Raw genomic sequence first — 16,670 nt, forward strand, 5'->3', positions numbered from 1 at the left:
GTATGTCTGTTTACATGTTGAATATGGGGATTGTTTTCATCTGGTCATGGTTTGCGAAAATGTACGGCAGGGAAGATCACAGGCTGCCGACGGGCTACCGTCCGAATGCGATCCTCACCGTCGTTCCGCTCGCGTCTTTGATTATCGTTGCCGGCTTAAGATACAAGGTCGGAACGGATTACCACACCTATATGCTGCTTTACGAATTAGCCGGAAAATACAACAACATTTGGGAGATCTTCGGTTTCGGAACAGATAAGTCGTCGACAGATCCCGGATTTACCGCACTCTTATGGATATTAAACCAGATTTCAGCCGATCCGGCGCTCATGTTTGCCGTCGTTGCCGCGATTACCTATATCTATATCGTCAAGACGCTATATGTGTATGGAAGGCCGTTTGAGTTGAGCATGTTTCTCTTTATCGGCATGTTTCACTATTACGCTTCGTTTAATGGTATTCGCCAATACATGGCGGCGGCCATTCTGTTTTGGGCGGTCCGGTATCTGATCGATGGGAAGCTGGTGCGCTATATGATCGTCGTGCTGATCTGTTCGCTTTTTCATTCTTCGGCTTTGATCATGATTCCTGTCTATTTCATCGTCAGAAGAAAAGCGTGGTCGCCTGTCCTCTGGTGCCTCATGCTCTTATTTTTGGCGGGAACTTTTCTGTATCAAAAATTTTTGTCCGTATTCCTTGTCGTGCTTGAAAACAGTCAATACGGACATTACGAAGAATGGCTGATGAAAAATACGAACGGCATGAACGCCATTAAAATCATCGTTCTTCTTCTCCCGCTCGTACTTGCATTCTGCTTCAGGGAGCAGCTCAGAAAACGCTGGCCCGAAGTCGATTATATCGTCAACCTTTGTCTGATCGGTTTCCTGTTCGGAATTTTGGCGACAAAGGATGTCATTTTTGCGAGGTTCAACATTTATTTCGGGCTCTATCAGCTGATTCTCGTTCCTTATTTTGTACGGATTTTCGAACCGAAATCGAACGCGCTTCTGTATGTTTTGATTTTGATCTGTTACTTCTTATACAGCTTTATGCTCATGCCGTTCGACTCGTCGGTATTGCCTTACAGAACGATTTTTGAACGTTGAATAGCGGAATAGGCCGTTTAGGTCTTGTGAAAATTTCGACAAAGGAGTCATCACATTGGAAAATCCAGCAGTTAGTCTACTGGTCGCTGTTTATAATACAGAAGCTTTTTTGCCGAATTGTTTGCAATCGCTGATCAGCCAGACCTTAAAAAATATCGAAATCATTATCGTTAATGACGGTTCAACAGACGGAAGCCAGAAGATCATTGATCATTACGCCCGAAAGGACGGACGCATCAAAACGATTCGGCAGGAGAATCAGGGCCTCGGCGCTGTCCGCAATAAAGGGATCGAAGCGGCGTCAGGCGAGTTCTTGGCATTCATCGACTCCGACGACTGGATTGAGCCGGACTATTGCCAATCTATGTATGAAAAAGCAAAGGATGAGGATGCCGACCTTGTCATCTGTGATTATGCCGTCGAAATTCAGGATACCGGAAAAACGGTCTGCCCGGACATCGGGAAAAACTATGAAGGAAAGCCGAAAGAGGCATTCATAAAAGCTTTATTAAAAGGTCAAGTAAGCGGCTTTTCCTGGAACAAGCTCTACAGGCGGAGCCTGATTGAGCAGCATAAGCTCGTTTTCCCGCTGCGCGACGAGCTGGAAAACATCGAAGATCAATACTTCAGCTTCAGATGCCTTCTATATGCGAATACGGCGGCGTTCGTGACTAAGCCGCTTTATCATTACAGGGTCCACCTGTCGTCCATCGTCCAAAAGTATCAGGCGGGGCTGTTTGAAGACGGGCTCGCTCTTTATGAAGCGAACCTTGACTGCCTGACAAAGCACGGAGAGCTTCCAGCTTTAAAGGAGGCGCTGCACGTCTTTATCGTCAACCACGGCTGCATCAGTATTTTAAATGAATGCAAGAGCCGAAACCAAAATCCTTCAATAGAAAAATATAAAAATATCCGCAGCATATGCGCCTGTCCGGAATTCAGGGGGAAAATTCCCGCGGTGGACATGTCGGCATTCGATTCGAAGAAGAAGCTTCTCCTTATGCTGATTCGCTTGCGGTTTATGCCGGCAGTGTATGGATTTGCGGCCATTTACCAGAAAATGATCGAGCACAGAATGAAGAAATAGGCGGTGAGGAAATGACCTTTCAGGAACTGAAGATCAATCTTGCAGAATGGCTTTTGCTCAAGGTGAAATATCCTTCTGAATATGTGATGGGAACGCCGGGTTTGAAGCGTTTTGATCAATACAAAGGCAAGAAAAAAATCATTCTGACTTTAATTCCGTCCCATGATAATTTGGGAGATCACGCGATTGCCCTGGCAAGCCGGACATTCATAGAAAACGAGTTTCCCGATTTTGAATTAATTGAAATCGGCATCAACGATATTTACAAACATGCAAAAGCCCTCATGCGCATCCGCCACCCCGAGGATATGGTGTTCATTATCGGCGGAGGAAATATGGGGGATTTGTACCGCAATGAGGAATGGACGAGGCGCTTTATTATCAAAACATTCAAGCATTATAAAATTGTCCAGCTCCCAGCCACCGCGCACTTTTCCGAGACGCCCCGCGGCAAAAAGGAGCTGAAAAGAGCGAAAAAAGTCTACAACTCCCATCGCCGGCTGTTTATGATGGCGCGCGATGATACAACCTATCAATTTATGAAACAGCATTTTTCAAAGCAAACGATTGTGAAGCAGCCTGATATGGTGCTTTATTTAAAGAAAGAACAGCAGTCTGAAAGAGACGGTGTGCTGGTTTGTTTAAGAGAGGATAAAGAAAGCTTTCTCAGACCGGAAGAGCGTGAAAAACTGATGAAGGCTGTCGGCGACGAATACGGCGGCGTGCAAACTTTTACAACGACGATCGGCAGGAGGGTCAGCCGCATGTCCCGCGAGAAGGAGCTGAATCGGCTTTGGGATCAGCTGAGAGGTGCGGAGGTCGTTGTGACAGACAGGCTGCACGGCATGATTTTTTGTGCGATTACAGGGACGCCGTGCGTTGTGATCCGCTCTTTTGATCATAAGGTGCTTGAAGGCTTTCGCTGGCTGAAAAACGTTCCTTCGATGAAGCTTGTGGAAAATCCCGATGCGGCAGAGGTTCTCGGCGCAATTGAAGAGCTGATTAAGACCGGTGATTCGTATCGTGAGACTCCGTCAAGGGAGCATTATTTCACAGATTTAAGACAGAAAATTATGGGTGATGTCCAATGAAGCCATTCGTCAGTATCATTGTTCCGATGTACAATGTCGAAGATTATATAGAAGAATGCGTCGATTCCCTGCGCAGGCAGACGCTGAAAAATATTGAAATCATCCTTGTCGATGATGGCTCTCCTGACAGATCCGGGGAGATAGCGAGAAAGTACTGCAGCCTGGATGCCAGAGTGAAAGTGATTCATAAAAAAAACGGCGGGCTGAGCTCGGCGAGAAATGCCGGTCTTCAAGCCGCGACAGGAGATTATGTGGGATTTGTCGACGGTGATGATTTTGTATTGTCTGCCATGTTTGAAAACATGTACGCCGCTGCCAAAAAAGACGACCTTGATATCGTCATGTGCGGGTATCATAAACATTCCGATGCGGAAGACACCTATTTCCCGCCGCCGCTGCCGACCGATCGTCTCTTGTTGAGCTGGGATATTAAACGCGAGCTCAAAAAGGCGCACGAAACCCGCTTCATCTGGTATGTGTGGCGGAATTTGTACAGGCGCGATCTGCTGAAGAAAAACCAGTTGTACTTTTTTGAAGACATTCGTTTTGCAGAGGATTCGCCGTTCAATTTGTACGCCTTTTATGCAGCGAAACGGGTAAGAGCGATCGATGACGGCTACTACATGTACAGGTGCAATCCGGATAGCCTGACGGAGGTGCCGTTTAAACCGTACATGGACGAAAGCCTGAAAAGGCAGTACCGGGCGAAAAGGAGATTCTATGAGACGTTTCAGCTTTTGGATGAATGTGCGGACGATCTGGAAACGTACACATGCAAACATCAAATTCCGATGCTTTTAGCCAATGCCTGTGCGGAACCGAAGCCTTCAAAGCAGGTGAGGCGGCACATTAAAGACATTTTGTCTTACCGGATGGTGCAGTCGTGCGTCAAATCAACGTCTCTCCGCAACCGCAATCTTTTAATCGGCCAACGGCTCGTTTTATTGCTATGCAAGCTGAATATTCCGATCCTGCTCGAATTGTTTTTTAAACGAAATCTGCCCAGTAAGGGATGAGCCTTTTGAATAAGACATTTATTTTGAATCTCGGCGCCAATGTGGCGTCTTTTTTATTATCGGTGCTGTTTTCGATGTGGCTGACGCCTTATGTCATCAAGAACCTCGGTGTTGAGGCGTTTGGGTTTGTCCATCTCACGCAGAATATGATCAATTACTTTTCGATTATTACGGTTGCCTTGAGCGCGGTCGTTGTCCGGTTTTTTTCTGTTTCCGCCCACAGGGGGGCGCTTGATGAAGCGAGGGGCTATATGAATACCTACATCGTTTCATCACTGGTGCTTTCGGTCATCTTGTTTTTTCCGCTTGGCGGCACGGTGTTTTTTATCGATCAGATCATTCGCGTTCCCGCCGGTCTTTTGGGGGATGTGCAGATCGCCCTTTTGATCGGGAGCCTGCTGTTTTTATTGACCTTTGTGATGTCGGGATTTGCCGCCGGTCCGTTTTTTGCCAATAAAATCTATATTACAAGCACGATCCAGGCCGTCCAAATGCTGATTCGCGTCTTGAGCGTATTGTTGATTTTCGCGTGGTTTGCACCGAAAATCTGGCACATTCAGCTCGCCGCTCTTATCGCAACAGCTTCGGCGTGCATCCTGTCGATCTTTTTCTTTAAGAAATTGATCCCATGGTTTACGTTTCGTGTGAGGGATATGTCGTTTGCAAAGTGCAAAAAACTGCTTCAAGCGGGAGGATGGAGCTCCGTCAGCCAAGTCGGCGTCCTGCTGTTTCTGCAAATCGATTTAATGGTGGCGAATGTGATGCTGGGGGTTTCCGAATCCGGCATGTACGCCGCGATCATTCAGTTTCCGCTGTTATTGCGGACGCTTTCGGGAACGCTTGCGGCCGTATTTTCACCTACGATTACACTCTATTATTCAAAAGGCTACAAAGAAGGGCTCGTCCGCTATGCCAACCAGGCCGTCAGAATTAACGGCATTCTGCTCGCTTTGCCGGCTGCGCTTCTGGGCGGGCTTGCCGGCCCGTTTCTGTCGCTGTGGCTTGGCCCTTCATTCGAACATTTGAAATGGCTTTTACTGATACATGCGGGTTATTTGGTTGTTTCATTAAGCCCGGCGCCGCTTTTTTATATTTTTACCGCCTATAACAAGCTGAGAACACCGGCGCTGACCACGGTTGCCTTCGGCGTTGTCAATTTGCTGCTTGCCATCGTGCTGAGCGGACCGGCGGGACTCGGCCTTTACGGAATTGCGCTGGCCGGTGCGGCAGCTTTAATGCTGAAAAATGTCGTCTTCACTCCGATTTATGCGTCAAAGATTACGGGTGAAAGAAAAAGGGTTTTTTATAAAGGTATATACAGGCCGGTTGCCGGTGCTTCATTTACCTTGGCTGTCTGTTACGCTCTTCAATACTTATTTGCAATCGACAGCCTGCTGTCCCTGTTTGTCACGGCGCTTGCTGCGACGGGGACATACGGCCTGTTTGCCTATTTCGTCATGTTGACGAAAGCGGAACGGCATATTGTCACAACAAGGCTCCAAGCATTTCGATGCTCTTTATCCTTCCCGTTTCAAAAGGGATTTTTTAAATAAAAGAAAGGGGTGCGTTTTTCGTGCTTGCGAAACGGTTTTTCGATCTTGCATTGTCGGTTATTTTGCTGATCGCGCTCAGTCCGGCCATGATCCTGACAGCTTGCCTCATCAGATGGAAAATCGGCTCGCCTGTTTTATTTCGCCAAACCCGTCCGGGGCTGAATGGCGAGCCTTTTACATTATATAAATTCAGAACAATGACTGATGAAAGAGATGAAGCAGGCAATCTGCTAAGCGATGAAAAACGGCTGACAAAGACGGGGCGGCTGATCAGAAAAACGAGCCTTGACGAATTGCCGCAGCTGATCAACGTCATCAAAGGAGATCTCAGCCTCGTCGGGCCGCGGCCGCTTTTGATGGAGTATATTCCCCTCTATACGAAGCGGCAATGGAGACGGCATGAAGTCAAGCCGGGCATCACGGGCTGGGCGCAGATCAACGGGAGAAATAAAGTGACATGGGAGGAAAAGTTTGAACTTGATGTCTGGTATGTGGATCATCGTTCTTTTTTGCTTGATCTCAAAATCCTTTTGTTGACTGTCGTAAAAGTCTTGAAGTCGGAAGGCGTCAGCCAGGACCGCCATGTGACAGCAGAAAAATTTACGGGGAGAAGGAATGCCTGATGCAAAATGTGGTGATCATCGGAGCCGGCGGCCATGGGAAAGTCGTTCTGGATCTTGTAAAAGCACGGCCTGATACGGCGCTTGCCGGTATTCTCGATGACCGGTATGCGGAGCTTCATGTCGAGAACGGTCTGTATCGCGGGCCTTCAAGCGCAGCAGAAGAACTTGCGCGATTGCATCCGGACGTGAAGTTCGTCTTAGCTGTCGGTCAAAACGGCATCAGAAAGAAGCTGTATGAACGTCTCGGCCTTCCACTTGACCGGTATGCGGTTTTGATTCATCCGTCCGCCGTGATCAGCGGTTCGGCCCGGATTCAAAACGGCGCCGTTGTCATGGCGTCGAGCGTCATCCAAGCGGATGCCGACATCGGCATCCACACGATTGTCAACACAGGTGTGATCGTCGAACATGACAACCGGATCGGCGATTACGTTCATCTTTCGCCGGGAACGGTGTTAACCGGCGGTGTGACAGTTATGGAAGGCGCTCATCTCGGAGCGGGAACGGCGGTCATTCCCGGAAAGACAATCGGCCGCTGGAGCGTAACGGGAGCAGGATCATCCGTCATTCACGACATTCCTGATGATTGTACCGCTGTCGGAGTCCCTGCAAGAAAAATTAAATATCACAGCAGTAAAAAGGGTGAAAAACATGAGTCAGAATAAGCGAATTTATTTATCCCCGCCGCACATGAGCGGAGACGAAGAGCGCTATGTAGCTGAAGCGTTTCGGACAAACTGGATCGCGCCGCTCGGTCCCCTTGTCGATACATTCGAAGAAAAGCTTGCCGCCTATGCGGGGACGTCCGGTGCCGCGGCAGTCAGCTCAGGAACAGCCGCAATCCACCTGGCGTTGAAATTGCTCGGCGTCGGCAAAGGCGATACGGTCTTCTGTTCTTCCTTTACGTTTGTAGCGAGCGCCAATCCGATTATATATGAGCAGGCTGAGCCGGTTTTCATCGATTCTGAACGGGATACATGGAACATGTCGCCCGAGGCGCTTGAACGGGCGCTCGACGAAGCGGAGCGGGCCAGGAATCTTCCGAAAGCCGTCATCGTCGTCAACTTGTATGGCCAAAGCGCGAAAATGGACGAGATTATCGCGATTTGCGATCGATTTGCCGTCCCTGTTATTGAAGATGCGGCCGAATCGCTCGGTTCTGTTTATAAGGGCAGAAAAAGCGGAACCTTCGGACGCTTCGGCATTTATTCGTTCAACGGCAACAAAATCATCACCACATCAGGTGGAGGAATGCTTGTCAGCGATGACGAAGACGCTTTGAAGAAGGCGCGCTTTTTAGCCACTCAGGCGCGCGAGCCCGCCATTCATTATCAGCACGAAAAAGCGGGCTACAATTACCGGATGAGCAATGTCCTGGCCGGAATCGGCATCGCTCAGCTCGCCGTCCTGGATGACAGGGTACACGCCAGACGGGCGATCTTCGAGCGCTATCAGGAGGCGCTCGCCGGTATCGAAGGTATAGAATTCATGCCTGAAGCCGGCATGTCAAACCGCTGGCTCACGACATTAACGTTTGATACAGCAAAGATTCAAACAACACCGGCGGACATCATTAAACAGCTCGCAAATGAAAACATTGAAGCCCGGCCGTTATGGAAGCCGTTGCACAGACAGCCCCTTTTTAAAGGAGCGGCCTTTTATCAGCACGATGACCAAGGCTCTGTCTGCTGCGACTTATTTCAGCGCGGGCTCTGCCTGCCGTCAGGATCAAGTATGACGCGAAAAGAGCAGGACCGGGTGATTCAAATCGTGGCCGACCGGATTAAATATAAATGAGGTGCTAAACATGGCGATTACATATTCCATGGACAGCTTAAAGCATAAGCTGGCAGAAATTTTGGATGTCATCCCAAGACTTTCATCAGTCGTTTACTTGGACTACCCGCTCTATGGAAACGTCGGGGACTTATTGATCATGAAAGGAACGGAAGCTTTTTTTGAAGCATACGGCATCAAGGTGCGCGAAAGATGGAATGCAGAGAATTTTATTCCGGGCCGCCGCATTCCAAAGGACGCCATCATCGTTTGTCAGGGGGGCGGCAATTTCGGCGATTTGTACCCTCACTTTCAGCAGTTCAGGGAACGGGTTGTCGAACATTACCCGGACCACCGGATCGTCATTCTGCCGCAGTCGATTTATTATGAACATGAAGAAAATGCAAAAAAAAACGCGCGGCATTTTGGCGGCTCACCCGGATCTGCACTTATTCACGCGGGAAAAGGCATCCTTCGAATTTGCTCTCAAGCATTTCGAAGGGGTGAAAAACATCAGAATGATGCCCGATATGGCTCACCAGCTCTGGCCGATCGCGGCACCTGCCGAAAAGCCTTCTGAGTCCGTTCTGCGGTTGATCAGAACCGACAAAGAAGCAAACAGCAGCCTGCAAAAAGCAGAGGAGCCGGATACGTACGATTGGAACGTTATCTTGTCAGAAGGCGACAAACGCGGAATCAAACGCTTGCAGACGATCAATGTCCTCAACAAAAAAGCCGGCAATCCGCTGCCGATCGCTTCTTATTGGAAACGCTATTCGGACAGCCTCGTCGACAAATCAATCCGTTTTTTCAACCGCTATGAATCCGTCGTTACTTCAAGGCTGCACGGCCACATCTTATCGTGTCTGCTCGGAAAAGAAAATGTCGTGATTGACAACTCCTACGGAAAAAACGCAAATTACTACAACACATGGATGAAGGATATCCCGAGTACAAAACTGATTCAAAACAATCCGGAAGAAGCAGAAAAACCGCCTGTTTACGTATGACAGGCGGTTTTTTTGCTATGCTTCTTCGCGCTTTACTTTGTTGTAGGCTTCATCCAAATGCTGAATCCGTTTTAAGACGACCGCGTTTTTTGTCAGCTGGTCTTGGACAAGCGTTGACACGACTGAACGGTAGTAGCTGTTCATTGCGTGAATTTTATCCTCATTTGGATGCATTTCAATATGGGTTTTAAAATTTTCTATGAAATAGGGCACAGAGAAAAGTTCTGTCAATGGTAACACTCCTTTTTTAAGTCTATACGGTACGGAACCGATCGTGTAAACTAATAGTGGGAGGGGAGATATGATGAACTTGCATGTACAGCAGCAGCAAACGGCAAAACTTCACTTGACGCAAGGGCTTGCCCAAGCCATTCATATGCTTCAGTATTCGTCGGCCGAGCTGAACAGCCGGATTGACGAACTCTCATTGGAAAACCCCCTGATCGAACGAAAAGACCCCGATATTCCCCGATCATTTTACCATAAAACGAATCGTCATTTGCAAAATGAAGGAATGAGCCGCTCTGAGACGGCGCATTCCCGTGAAGATATCAAAAGCGTCTTGAAACAGCAGGCGCTCGATCTCCGGCTGTCAAACCGGGAAAAGCGGATTTTCAGCTACCTGGTCGAATCCCTTGATCGAAACGGATATGTGACAGAAGACATCGCCTTTATCGCTTCCGAGCTGGCTGTCACCAGAGAAGAAGTGGAAGAAGTCTTGGGCAAGCTGCAGACTCTTGATCCGGCAGGCATCGGAGCGCGGTCGCTTCAGGAATGCATCCTGATCCAATTAAAGCGTCTGCCAAAGGAGACGGCAAAAGCGGAAAAAGTTATTTCCCTATACTTTGACCTGTTTGCCAAAAAAGGATGGAAAGAGCTGTCTGAGAGAGCGGGCCTTTCGCTCTCAGAGCTTCAGGACATACAAGATCTTGTTGCAGAGCTGTCGCCGCGTCCCGGATTGATGTATGGCACGGATGAAGGCGGAGTCTATATCGAGCCTGATGTCATCATTTCAGCCGAGGATGGAAAATTGGTGCTTGAGCTCAGCAGCCGTTCTTTTCCCGATATCCAGCTTAACGCGTTTTACGAGCCGTTTTTGCAGCGCCAGTCAAAAGACGAGGCGACCGTTTATATCTCTGATAAGTTCAAGCAGTGGAAATGGCTCGACAATGCCCTCAGGCAAAGACGGGAAACGATGCGGAGGGTGATGGCGGAAATTATGGTGCGTCAAAAAGATTATTTTTTAAAAGGGAAAGACGAACTGAAGCCGCTCACATTAAAAGAAGTCGCCGATGCCCTCGGGGTTCACGAATCAACAGTAAGCCGTGCAGTCAAAGGGAAAATCGTGCAGACGCCTTTTGAGCTGTGCGAGCTTAAACGGTTTTTTTCGGCGAAGGTAAAGGATGCCGCTGACGGACATACGTCAAGTCACACAGTCAAAGCGCATCTTCGTCGGCTGATCGATGAAGAAAATAAAATGAAACCGCTTTCAGACCAGAAGCTGGCCGATCTTTTAAACGAAAAGCACGGCATCGTCATATCGAGGCGGACCGTCGCCAAATACCGCGATCAGCTTAATATACTGCCTTCGTCTGTCAGAAAGAGATATCAATAAAGAAGCCGTCCGGCACGAACGCCGGCGGCTTTTTTACGGGATCATCCACGCAAACAGGTGATGCTGCAGGAACGTGATCATGCAAACCAGGAACAGAAGAAACAGGCTGTGTTTCAGTGTAAAGCGCAGCAAATCGGATTCCTTTCCTGCCAGTCCGACGGCTGCGCAGGCGACAGCAATCGACTGCGGAGAGATCATCTTTCCGGTGACGCCGCCCGAAGAGTTGGCCGCCACAGACAGCACCGGCTCCATTCCGACCGACTGTGCCGTCACTTTTTGCAGACTGCCGAACAGCAAATTGGCCGACGTATCTGAACCGGTTATAAAGACGCCGAGCCAGCCGAGAACGGGAGAAAAGAATGCGAACATTGAACCCGTCATCGCAAGGGACATGCCAAGTGTTGTGCTCATGCCCGAAGAGTTGGTGACATAGGCAAAACCGACAACGGAAGCGATCGTTAATATCGGCTTGCCGAGTTCTTTCAGCGATTCTGTAAACACGGCGCCCCATTCTTTCCAAGGCATGCCTGTGACAAACTTTGTCAGTACGGCGGCAATCAGGATCGCCGTTCCCGCAGATCCGGCGAGATCAAGTTTATAAAGAGCTTCAAGCGGTTTTCCGGAGCCATCGAGAATTTGATTGTGCAAAAAAGGCACACCGGGCGCGAACGTCAGCCTGCCGCCGATATCACTAATGAACAGCAGCAATGGATTTGACCCTTCGTAATGGCCTGTCAGCGCCTGTTTGACAGCTGGAATTCCCCAGATGGAGACCATTGCCGTGAGCAGCAAAAACGGTGTCCACGCCTTGAAAATCTGCCCAGCCGAGTATGAGGCCTTTTGATGTTCAAGCTGCTGCGCCTCCGCGGCAGCGGCCATTTCCTTTTCATGTGAAAATCTGAATATCGTTTTCGGTTTCCAAAATTTTAAGAATACAGCGAGCGCGATAAGCGATACGATGGCTGACAAAATATCCGGGAGCTCAGGCCCCAGAAAGTTTGAGCTTACATACTGTGTAACGGCAAAAGAGACACCCGACACGAGAATCGCCGGCAGCACTTCCCAAGCCCTTTTCAAGCCGCTCATGATGATAATCAAATAAAACGGAATAAATACAGATAAAAACGGGAGCTGGCGTCCGACCATTTTTGAAATGTCCATCGCAGGAATCCCCGTCGGCCCTTCAACCGCGATAATCGGAATGCCGATCGCTCCGAAAGCGACAGGCGCCGTGTTAGCGATCAGGCATATGCCCGCCGCGTACAACGGATTGAAGCCGAGGCCGACAAGCAATGCGGCCGAGATTGCGACAGGGGCGCCGAAGCCTGCCGCTCCTTCTAAAAACGCCCCGAATGAAAACGCTATCAAAAGTGCTTGCAAACGGCGGTCATCTGTGATCGATAATACCGAGCTCCTGATGATTTCAAATTGGCCGGTTTTGACTGTAAGCTTGTACAAAAAAACGGAAGTCACAATGATCCAGCCGATCGGAAGCAGCCCGTAAACCGCCCCTTGTGAAGCCGACATCACAGCCTGATGAGCGGGCATGCCGTATACGAAAACGGCCAGCGCGAGCGCAATCAGCAAAGTCGACACACCCGCTGTATGCCCTTTCATTCTTTTGATTGCCAGGGCCCAGAAAAAATACAAAATCGGTATAAGCGCTGCAAGCGAAGAGAGCAGCAAACTGTTCCCCAGCGGAGTATAATCTTGCGTCCATCCCATCTCCAATTCCCCCTTTGTTCAAAGTCTCACTCAGTCATCTGATGACATGATGATAAGACTGATCATTTAGCATTATATTTCTCAATGTCATAAATTACAATCTTTTTTTGCATGGAGCCGAAGTCTATATGTTCCGGACGGAAAGAACGGTATAATAAAAAATAGCGCATCATGCCCAGTCTGGTTACGAGGTGAAAAAAGTTGAAATACAAACAAATCAAGACGAAAAAAATATACGAAGAAGTCGCAGAAGCGCTTCTTGAATCGATTAAAAGCGGAGAGCTTGAGCCAGGTGATAAGCTTGACTCCGTTCAGGCGCTCGCCGAAAGCTTTCAGGTCAGCCGTTCGGCCGTCAGGGAAGCGCTGTCTGCGTTAAAAGCGATGGGGATGGTCGAAATGAAGCAGGGGGAAGGAACGTATGTGAAAAGGTTTGAGCCTGAGCAAATTTCCATCCCCCTTTCGGCTGCGCTTTTGATGAAAAAGAAAGACGTCGCTGAACTGCTCGAAGTCCGTAAGATTCTTGAAATCGGAGCTGTTTCAAGTGCGGCTCAAAAACGCACAGAAGAAGATCTCGGGCGCATGCAGGCCGCACTTGAGGATATGAAGCAGGCGGATGGGAACGGCGAACTTGGCGAAAAAGCCGACCTCGCGTTTCATCTTGCGCTTGCCGGCGCCTCGCAAAACGATCTGCTGAAAGGCTTGATGAATCATGTGTCATCACTCTTAATTGAGACGATGAGGGAGACGCGCAAAATTTGGCTGTTCTCGAAGAACACAACCGTTAAGCGCCTTTATGAGGAACACGATGCCATCTATCAGGCTGTGATGGAAAAAGACGGCCAACAAGCAGAACAGGCGATGCACAATCATCTGACGAATGTGGAAAATGTGCTGGCCTCATATTTTGAAGAAACGAAACAGGCCGACGAGCCGGCCATATAAGCAGCGGCCCGAGTGAAAACGAAAAAGAAACCCCTTTCAAAAAATTTTACCAAGGTGTAAGATGGAGAAAGAGGGTTTTCTAACCAAGTCATCAGATGACCTGATTTATCGGGTTGGAGAGGGGATCAAGATGAAAGTATCACTGTTTATCACGTGTTTGGTTGACATGTTTCAGTCAAATGTCGGAAAAGCGACGGTTGAACTGCTTGAGCGGCTCGGATGTGAAGTGGATTTTCCCGAAGGGCAGATCTGCTGCGGCCAGCCTGCGTACAACAGCGGCTATGTCAAAGATTCCAAAAAAGCGATGAGACGGATGATTGAGACATTTGAATCAGCCGAATACGTCGTCAGCCCTTCAGGATCGTGCGCTTTTATGTTCAAAGAGTATCCGCACCTTTTCCGGGATGAGCCGGCCTGGGCGGAAAAAGCGCAGCGGCTGGCTGACAAAACGTATGAGCTGACCGATTTTATCGTCAACGTTTTGAAGGTTGAAGACGTTGGGGCGACACTTGAGAAAAAGGCGACTTATCATACGTCATGCCATATGACAAGGCTTTTGGGCGTCACAGACGCGCCGATGAAGCTCCTTCGGCATGTGAAGGGACTGGAGTTCACGCCGCTGCCGCGCAAACACGACTGCTGCGGATTCGGGGGGACTTTTTCGGTGAAGATGTCGCAAATATCCGAACAGATGGTCGATGAGAAAGTGGCGTGTGTCGAAGAAACCGCCGCAGATGTGTTAATCGGGGCGGACTGCGGCTGCTTGATGAATATCGGCGGACGGATCGGGAGAAAGAACAAGCCGATTGAAGTCATGCACATCGCAGAAGTGCTGAACAGCAGATAAACAGACATCCGGTCATTTCACAGATAGAGGGGGACATTCGTTATGGCAATGAAGATCGGAACGCAGAAATTTAAAGAGCGCGTATCAGACGGGCTCGAAAACGAGTTTATGAGGGGGGCTGTTTCAAGTGCGCAGGAGCGCTTGAGAGCGCGCCGTCTTGAGGCGGCGGAAGAGCTCGGGAACTGGGAAGAATGGCGGTCTCAGGCCGAGGAAATCAGGCAGCACGTGCTCGGAAACCTGGACTACTACCTAGAACAGCTCGCCGAAAATGTCGCCAAAAAAGGCGGGCACGTATTCTTTGCACAGACGGCTGAAGAAGCGACAGGCTATATCCGCGATGTCGTGAAAAAGAAAAACGGCAAAAAAATCGTGAAATCAAAATCAATGGTGACCGAAGAAATCAACATGAACGAGGCGCTTGAACGCGACGGCTGCGAAGTGGTCGAAACCGATTTGGGCGAATACATCCTCCAAATCGATGATCATGATCCGCCGTCACATATCGTCGCACCTGCTTTGCATAAAAACAAAGAGCAAATCCGCGACGTCTTCAAAGAGCGGATCGGCTACCGCAACACCGAAAAGCCGGAAGAGCTTGTCATGCATGCGCGCGCCGTGCTCAGAAAGAAATTTCTCGAGGCTGACATCGGCATTACGGGCTGCAATTTTGCGATTGCCGATACGGGGTCTGTCAGCCTTGTCACAAACGAGGGAAACGGACGTCTCGTCACGACCGTTCCGAAGACGCAGATTACCGTGATGGGGATGGAGCGGATCGTCCCTTCATTCGACGAGTTTGAGGTTCTCGTCGGCATGCTCACAAGAAGCGCGGTTGGACAGCGGCTGACAAGCTATATCACGGCGCTGACAGGGCCGCGGCTGCCCGGTGAAGCGGACGGACCCGAAGAGTTTCACCTCGTCATCATTGACAACGGGCGTTCGAACATTCTCGGAACGGAGTTTCAATCCGTCCTCCAATGCATCCGCTGTGCGGCCTGCATCAATGTTTGTCCCGTATACCGCCATGTCGGCGGGCATTCTTACGGTTCGATCTATTCAGGCCCGATCGGAGCCGTATTGTCGCCGCTGCTCGGCGGATATGACGATTATAAAGAACTGCCGTACGCCTCTTCGTTATGTGCGGCATGCTCTGAAGCATGTCCGGTAAAAATCCCGCTTCACGAACTGCTTCTGAAGCACCGGCAGCGCATCGTTGAAAAAGAAGGGCGCGCACCGATATCCGAGAAGCTCGCGATGAAAGCGTTCGGCTTGGGAACTTCTGCGCCATCTCTATATAAAATGGGCTCCAAATTGGCGCCGGCAGCCATGAAGCCGTTTAACGAAGACGGCAAAATAACGAAGGGACCGGGTCCGTTAAAACAGTGGACCCAGATTCGCGACTTCCCCGCGCCGAACAAGTCAAGGTTCCGCGACTGGTTTGAGGACAGACGGAAAGAGAAAGGGGAAGACAGATGACAAACGGAACAATCCAAAATAAAGACGGCTTTTTAAACCGGATTGCGGAAAGGCTCGGCCGCAACAGGCGTTCGGCAGGCGTCACCGTTCCCGATTATACGTATCAGCCGCAGCACCGGGTATATCAAGGCTATACACAGGATGAGCTTGTCGGCGTCTTAAAGGACCACTGCCGGAAGATTCATACGGAGCTGATTGAAACGGATGTCATCGGCTTGCATGATGCCTTGTATGAACAAGCATCACGATTTGGAGGCGGGCCTGTCATCATTCCGAAAGATGACCGTTTTAAAGAGTACGGACTGTCAGGCCTGTTAACAGACAAGTGGCCGAATGAGGGGACAAAAGTGTGGGAATGGAATGCAGCGGCCGGAGATGAAAATATCCAGCGGGCCGAACAGGCTAACATCGGCGTGACATTCAGCGAGATCACGCTTGCTGAATCCGGAACGGTCGTCCTCTTCAGTTCAAAAGACAAAGGACGATCTGTCAGCTTGCTGCCGACGACATATATTGCGATCGTCCCGAAAAGCACCATCGTCCCGCGGATGACACAGGCAAGCGCAATGATCAAACAAAAGGTTGCAGACGGCGACGTCATCCCGTCCTGCATCAACTATGTCACTGGACCGAGCAATTCAGCCGACATCGAAATGGACCTTGTAGTCGGTGTCCACGGCCCGGTAAAAGCGGCATATATTGTCGTGACTGACCGGTAATTAGACGATAACAAAAAGATTAGCCTCATGCAGAGCTAATCTTTTTTTATTTAGCGATATGACAATTCCGGCATATCCCGATTT

At 49.5% G+C, this 16,670-nt stretch carries 15 protein-coding genes and 1 pseudogene; 14 read left to right on the plus strand and 2 right to left on the minus strand.

Translation table 11 applies throughout. From position 1 onward, the window contains the following. Positions 1-2 precede the first annotated feature (2 nt). The 9 genes and pseudogenes from M1E03_RS03390 to M1E03_RS03430 all read left to right on the plus strand — a co-directional run bounded on the left by M1E03_RS03390 (position 3) and on the right by M1E03_RS03430 (position 9,262). Positions 3-1,106 (plus strand): EpsG family protein, encoded by a 1,104-nt coding sequence (locus M1E03_RS03390; protein ID WP_020453026.1) that lies wholly within the window; start codon positions 3-5, stop codon positions 1,104-1,106. 55 nt (positions 1,107-1,161) lie between these two features. Then, positions 1,162-2,193 (plus strand): glycosyltransferase family 2 protein, encoded by a 1,032-nt coding sequence (locus tag M1E03_RS03395; protein ID WP_020453025.1) that lies wholly within the window; start codon positions 1,162-1,164, stop codon positions 2,191-2,193. 11 nt (positions 2,194-2,204) lie between these two features. Further along, entirely contained in the window at positions 2,205-3,284 is a 1,080-nt protein-coding gene (locus tag M1E03_RS03400; RefSeq protein ID WP_096748330.1) for a polysaccharide pyruvyl transferase family protein, read from the plus strand. Further along, the gene (locus M1E03_RS03405) at positions 3,281-4,300 is read left to right on the plus strand and encodes a glycosyltransferase (RefSeq protein ID WP_020453023.1); all 1,020 of its coding nucleotides are present in this window, start codon (positions 3,281-3,283) and stop codon (positions 4,298-4,300) included. Before M1E03_RS03400 ends, M1E03_RS03405 begins: the two co-directional genes overlap by 4 nt. Continuing rightward, positions 4,297-5,853, plus strand: coding sequence for an MATE family efflux transporter (locus tag M1E03_RS03410; protein ID WP_231005573.1), 1,557 nt, complete (start codon positions 4,297-4,299; stop codon positions 5,851-5,853). Before M1E03_RS03405 ends, M1E03_RS03410 begins: the two co-directional genes overlap by 4 nt. 20 nt (positions 5,854-5,873) lie before the next feature. Then, complete coding sequence (locus tag M1E03_RS03415) at positions 5,874-6,476, plus strand: sugar transferase (protein WP_025810736.1); 603 nt, start codon at positions 5,874-5,876, stop codon at positions 6,474-6,476. Then, positions 6,476-7,141: an acetyltransferase gene (locus M1E03_RS03420; protein ID WP_458110675.1), complete on the plus strand. Its 666-nt coding sequence runs from the start codon at positions 6,476-6,478 to the stop codon at positions 7,139-7,141. Before M1E03_RS03415 ends, M1E03_RS03420 begins: the two co-directional genes overlap by 1 nt. Continuing rightward, positions 7,128-8,273 carry a DegT/DnrJ/EryC1/StrS family aminotransferase gene (locus tag M1E03_RS03425; protein ID WP_458110676.1) on the plus strand — a complete coding sequence of 382 codons (1,146 nt, stop codon included), beginning with the start codon at positions 7,128-7,130 and terminating at the stop codon, positions 8,271-8,273. Before M1E03_RS03420 ends, M1E03_RS03425 begins: the two co-directional genes overlap by 14 nt. 10 nt (positions 8,274-8,283) lie before the next feature. Further along, positions 8,284-9,262 (plus strand): annotated as a pseudogene (locus M1E03_RS03430) (polysaccharide pyruvyl transferase family protein). A 15-nt stretch (positions 9,263-9,277) separates the two neighbouring features. Here the strand turns inward: M1E03_RS03430 and yvfG are convergent. Next, positions 9,278-9,493 (minus strand): protein YvfG, encoded by a 216-nt coding sequence (gene yvfG, locus M1E03_RS03435; protein WP_003185491.1) that lies wholly within the window; start codon positions 9,491-9,493, stop codon positions 9,278-9,280. 73 nt (positions 9,494-9,566) lie between these two features. Between yvfG and rpoN the strand changes: the two genes are divergently transcribed. Continuing rightward, entirely contained in the window at positions 9,567-10,877 is a 1,311-nt protein-coding gene (gene rpoN / locus M1E03_RS03440) for an RNA polymerase factor sigma-54 (protein ID WP_026580131.1), read from the plus strand. A gap of 33 nt (positions 10,878-10,910) precedes the next feature. On the opposite strand, the gene lutP is transcribed toward rpoN, so the two are convergent. Beyond that, positions 10,911-12,602, minus strand: coding sequence for an L-lactate permease LutP (gene lutP / locus M1E03_RS03445; protein ID WP_020453016.1), 1,692 nt, complete (start codon positions 12,600-12,602; stop codon positions 10,911-10,913). 201 nt (positions 12,603-12,803) lie between these two features. Here lutP and M1E03_RS03450 point away from each other — a divergent pair, with 201 nt between their 5' ends. The 4 genes from M1E03_RS03450 (at position 12,804) to M1E03_RS03465 (ending at position 16,586) form a co-directional block, all read left to right on the plus strand. Continuing rightward, complete coding sequence (locus M1E03_RS03450) at positions 12,804-13,544, plus strand: FadR/GntR family transcriptional regulator (RefSeq protein WP_023856328.1); 741 nt, start codon at positions 12,804-12,806, stop codon at positions 13,542-13,544. Positions 13,545-13,674: 130 nt separating this feature from the next. After that, on the plus strand, positions 13,675-14,391 hold the full coding sequence (locus tag M1E03_RS03455; protein ID WP_020453014.1) for a (Fe-S)-binding protein: 717 nt from the start codon (positions 13,675-13,677) through the stop codon (positions 14,389-14,391). A gap of 42 nt (positions 14,392-14,433) precedes the next feature. Then, positions 14,434-15,867 carry a LutB/LldF family L-lactate oxidation iron-sulfur protein gene (locus M1E03_RS03460; protein ID WP_130569261.1) on the plus strand — a complete coding sequence of 478 codons (1,434 nt, stop codon included), beginning with the start codon at positions 14,434-14,436 and terminating at the stop codon, positions 15,865-15,867. After that, the gene (locus M1E03_RS03465) at positions 15,864-16,586 is read left to right on the plus strand and encodes a LutC/YkgG family protein (RefSeq protein ID WP_020453012.1); all 723 of its coding nucleotides are present in this window, start codon (positions 15,864-15,866) and stop codon (positions 16,584-16,586) included. The genes M1E03_RS03460 and M1E03_RS03465 overlap by 4 nt, the downstream gene beginning before the upstream one ends. The last annotated feature ends 84 nt before the right edge of the window (positions 16,587-16,670 follow it).

It is taken from the genome of Bacillus sp. PK6-013 (assembly GCF_054161445.1).

Bases quoted from the DNA above. Each gene is read 5' to 3' on its own strand.
- M1E03_RS03410 (WP_231005573.1), top strand. From the start codon at position 4,297: ATGAGCCTTTTGAATAAGACATTTATTTTGAATCTCGGCGCCAATGTG.
- lutP (WP_020453016.1), bottom strand. From the start codon at position 12,602: ATGGGATGGACGCAAGATTATACTCCGCTGGGGAACAGTTTGCTGCTC.
- M1E03_RS03460 (WP_130569261.1), top strand. From the start codon at position 14,434: ATGGCAATGAAGATCGGAACGCAGAAATTTAAAGAGCGCGTATCAGAC.
- M1E03_RS03400 (WP_096748330.1), top strand. From the start codon at position 2,205: ATGACCTTTCAGGAACTGAAGATCAATCTTGCAGAATGGCTTTTGCTC.
- M1E03_RS03390 (WP_020453026.1), top strand. From the start codon at position 3: ATGTCTGTTTACATGTTGAATATGGGGATTGTTTTCATCTGGTCATGG.
- M1E03_RS03465 (WP_020453012.1), top strand. From the start codon at position 15,864: ATGACAAACGGAACAATCCAAAATAAAGACGGCTTTTTAAACCGGATT.
- rpoN (WP_026580131.1), top strand. From the start codon at position 9,567: ATGAACTTGCATGTACAGCAGCAGCAAACGGCAAAACTTCACTTGACG.
- M1E03_RS03455 (WP_020453014.1), top strand. From the start codon at position 13,675: ATGAAAGTATCACTGTTTATCACGTGTTTGGTTGACATGTTTCAGTCA.
- M1E03_RS03420 (WP_458110675.1), top strand. From the start codon at position 6,476: ATGCAAAATGTGGTGATCATCGGAGCCGGCGGCCATGGGAAAGTCGTT.
- M1E03_RS03425 (WP_458110676.1), top strand. From the start codon at position 7,128: ATGAGTCAGAATAAGCGAATTTATTTATCCCCGCCGCACATGAGCGGA.
- M1E03_RS03405 (WP_020453023.1), top strand. From the start codon at position 3,281: ATGAAGCCATTCGTCAGTATCATTGTTCCGATGTACAATGTCGAAGAT.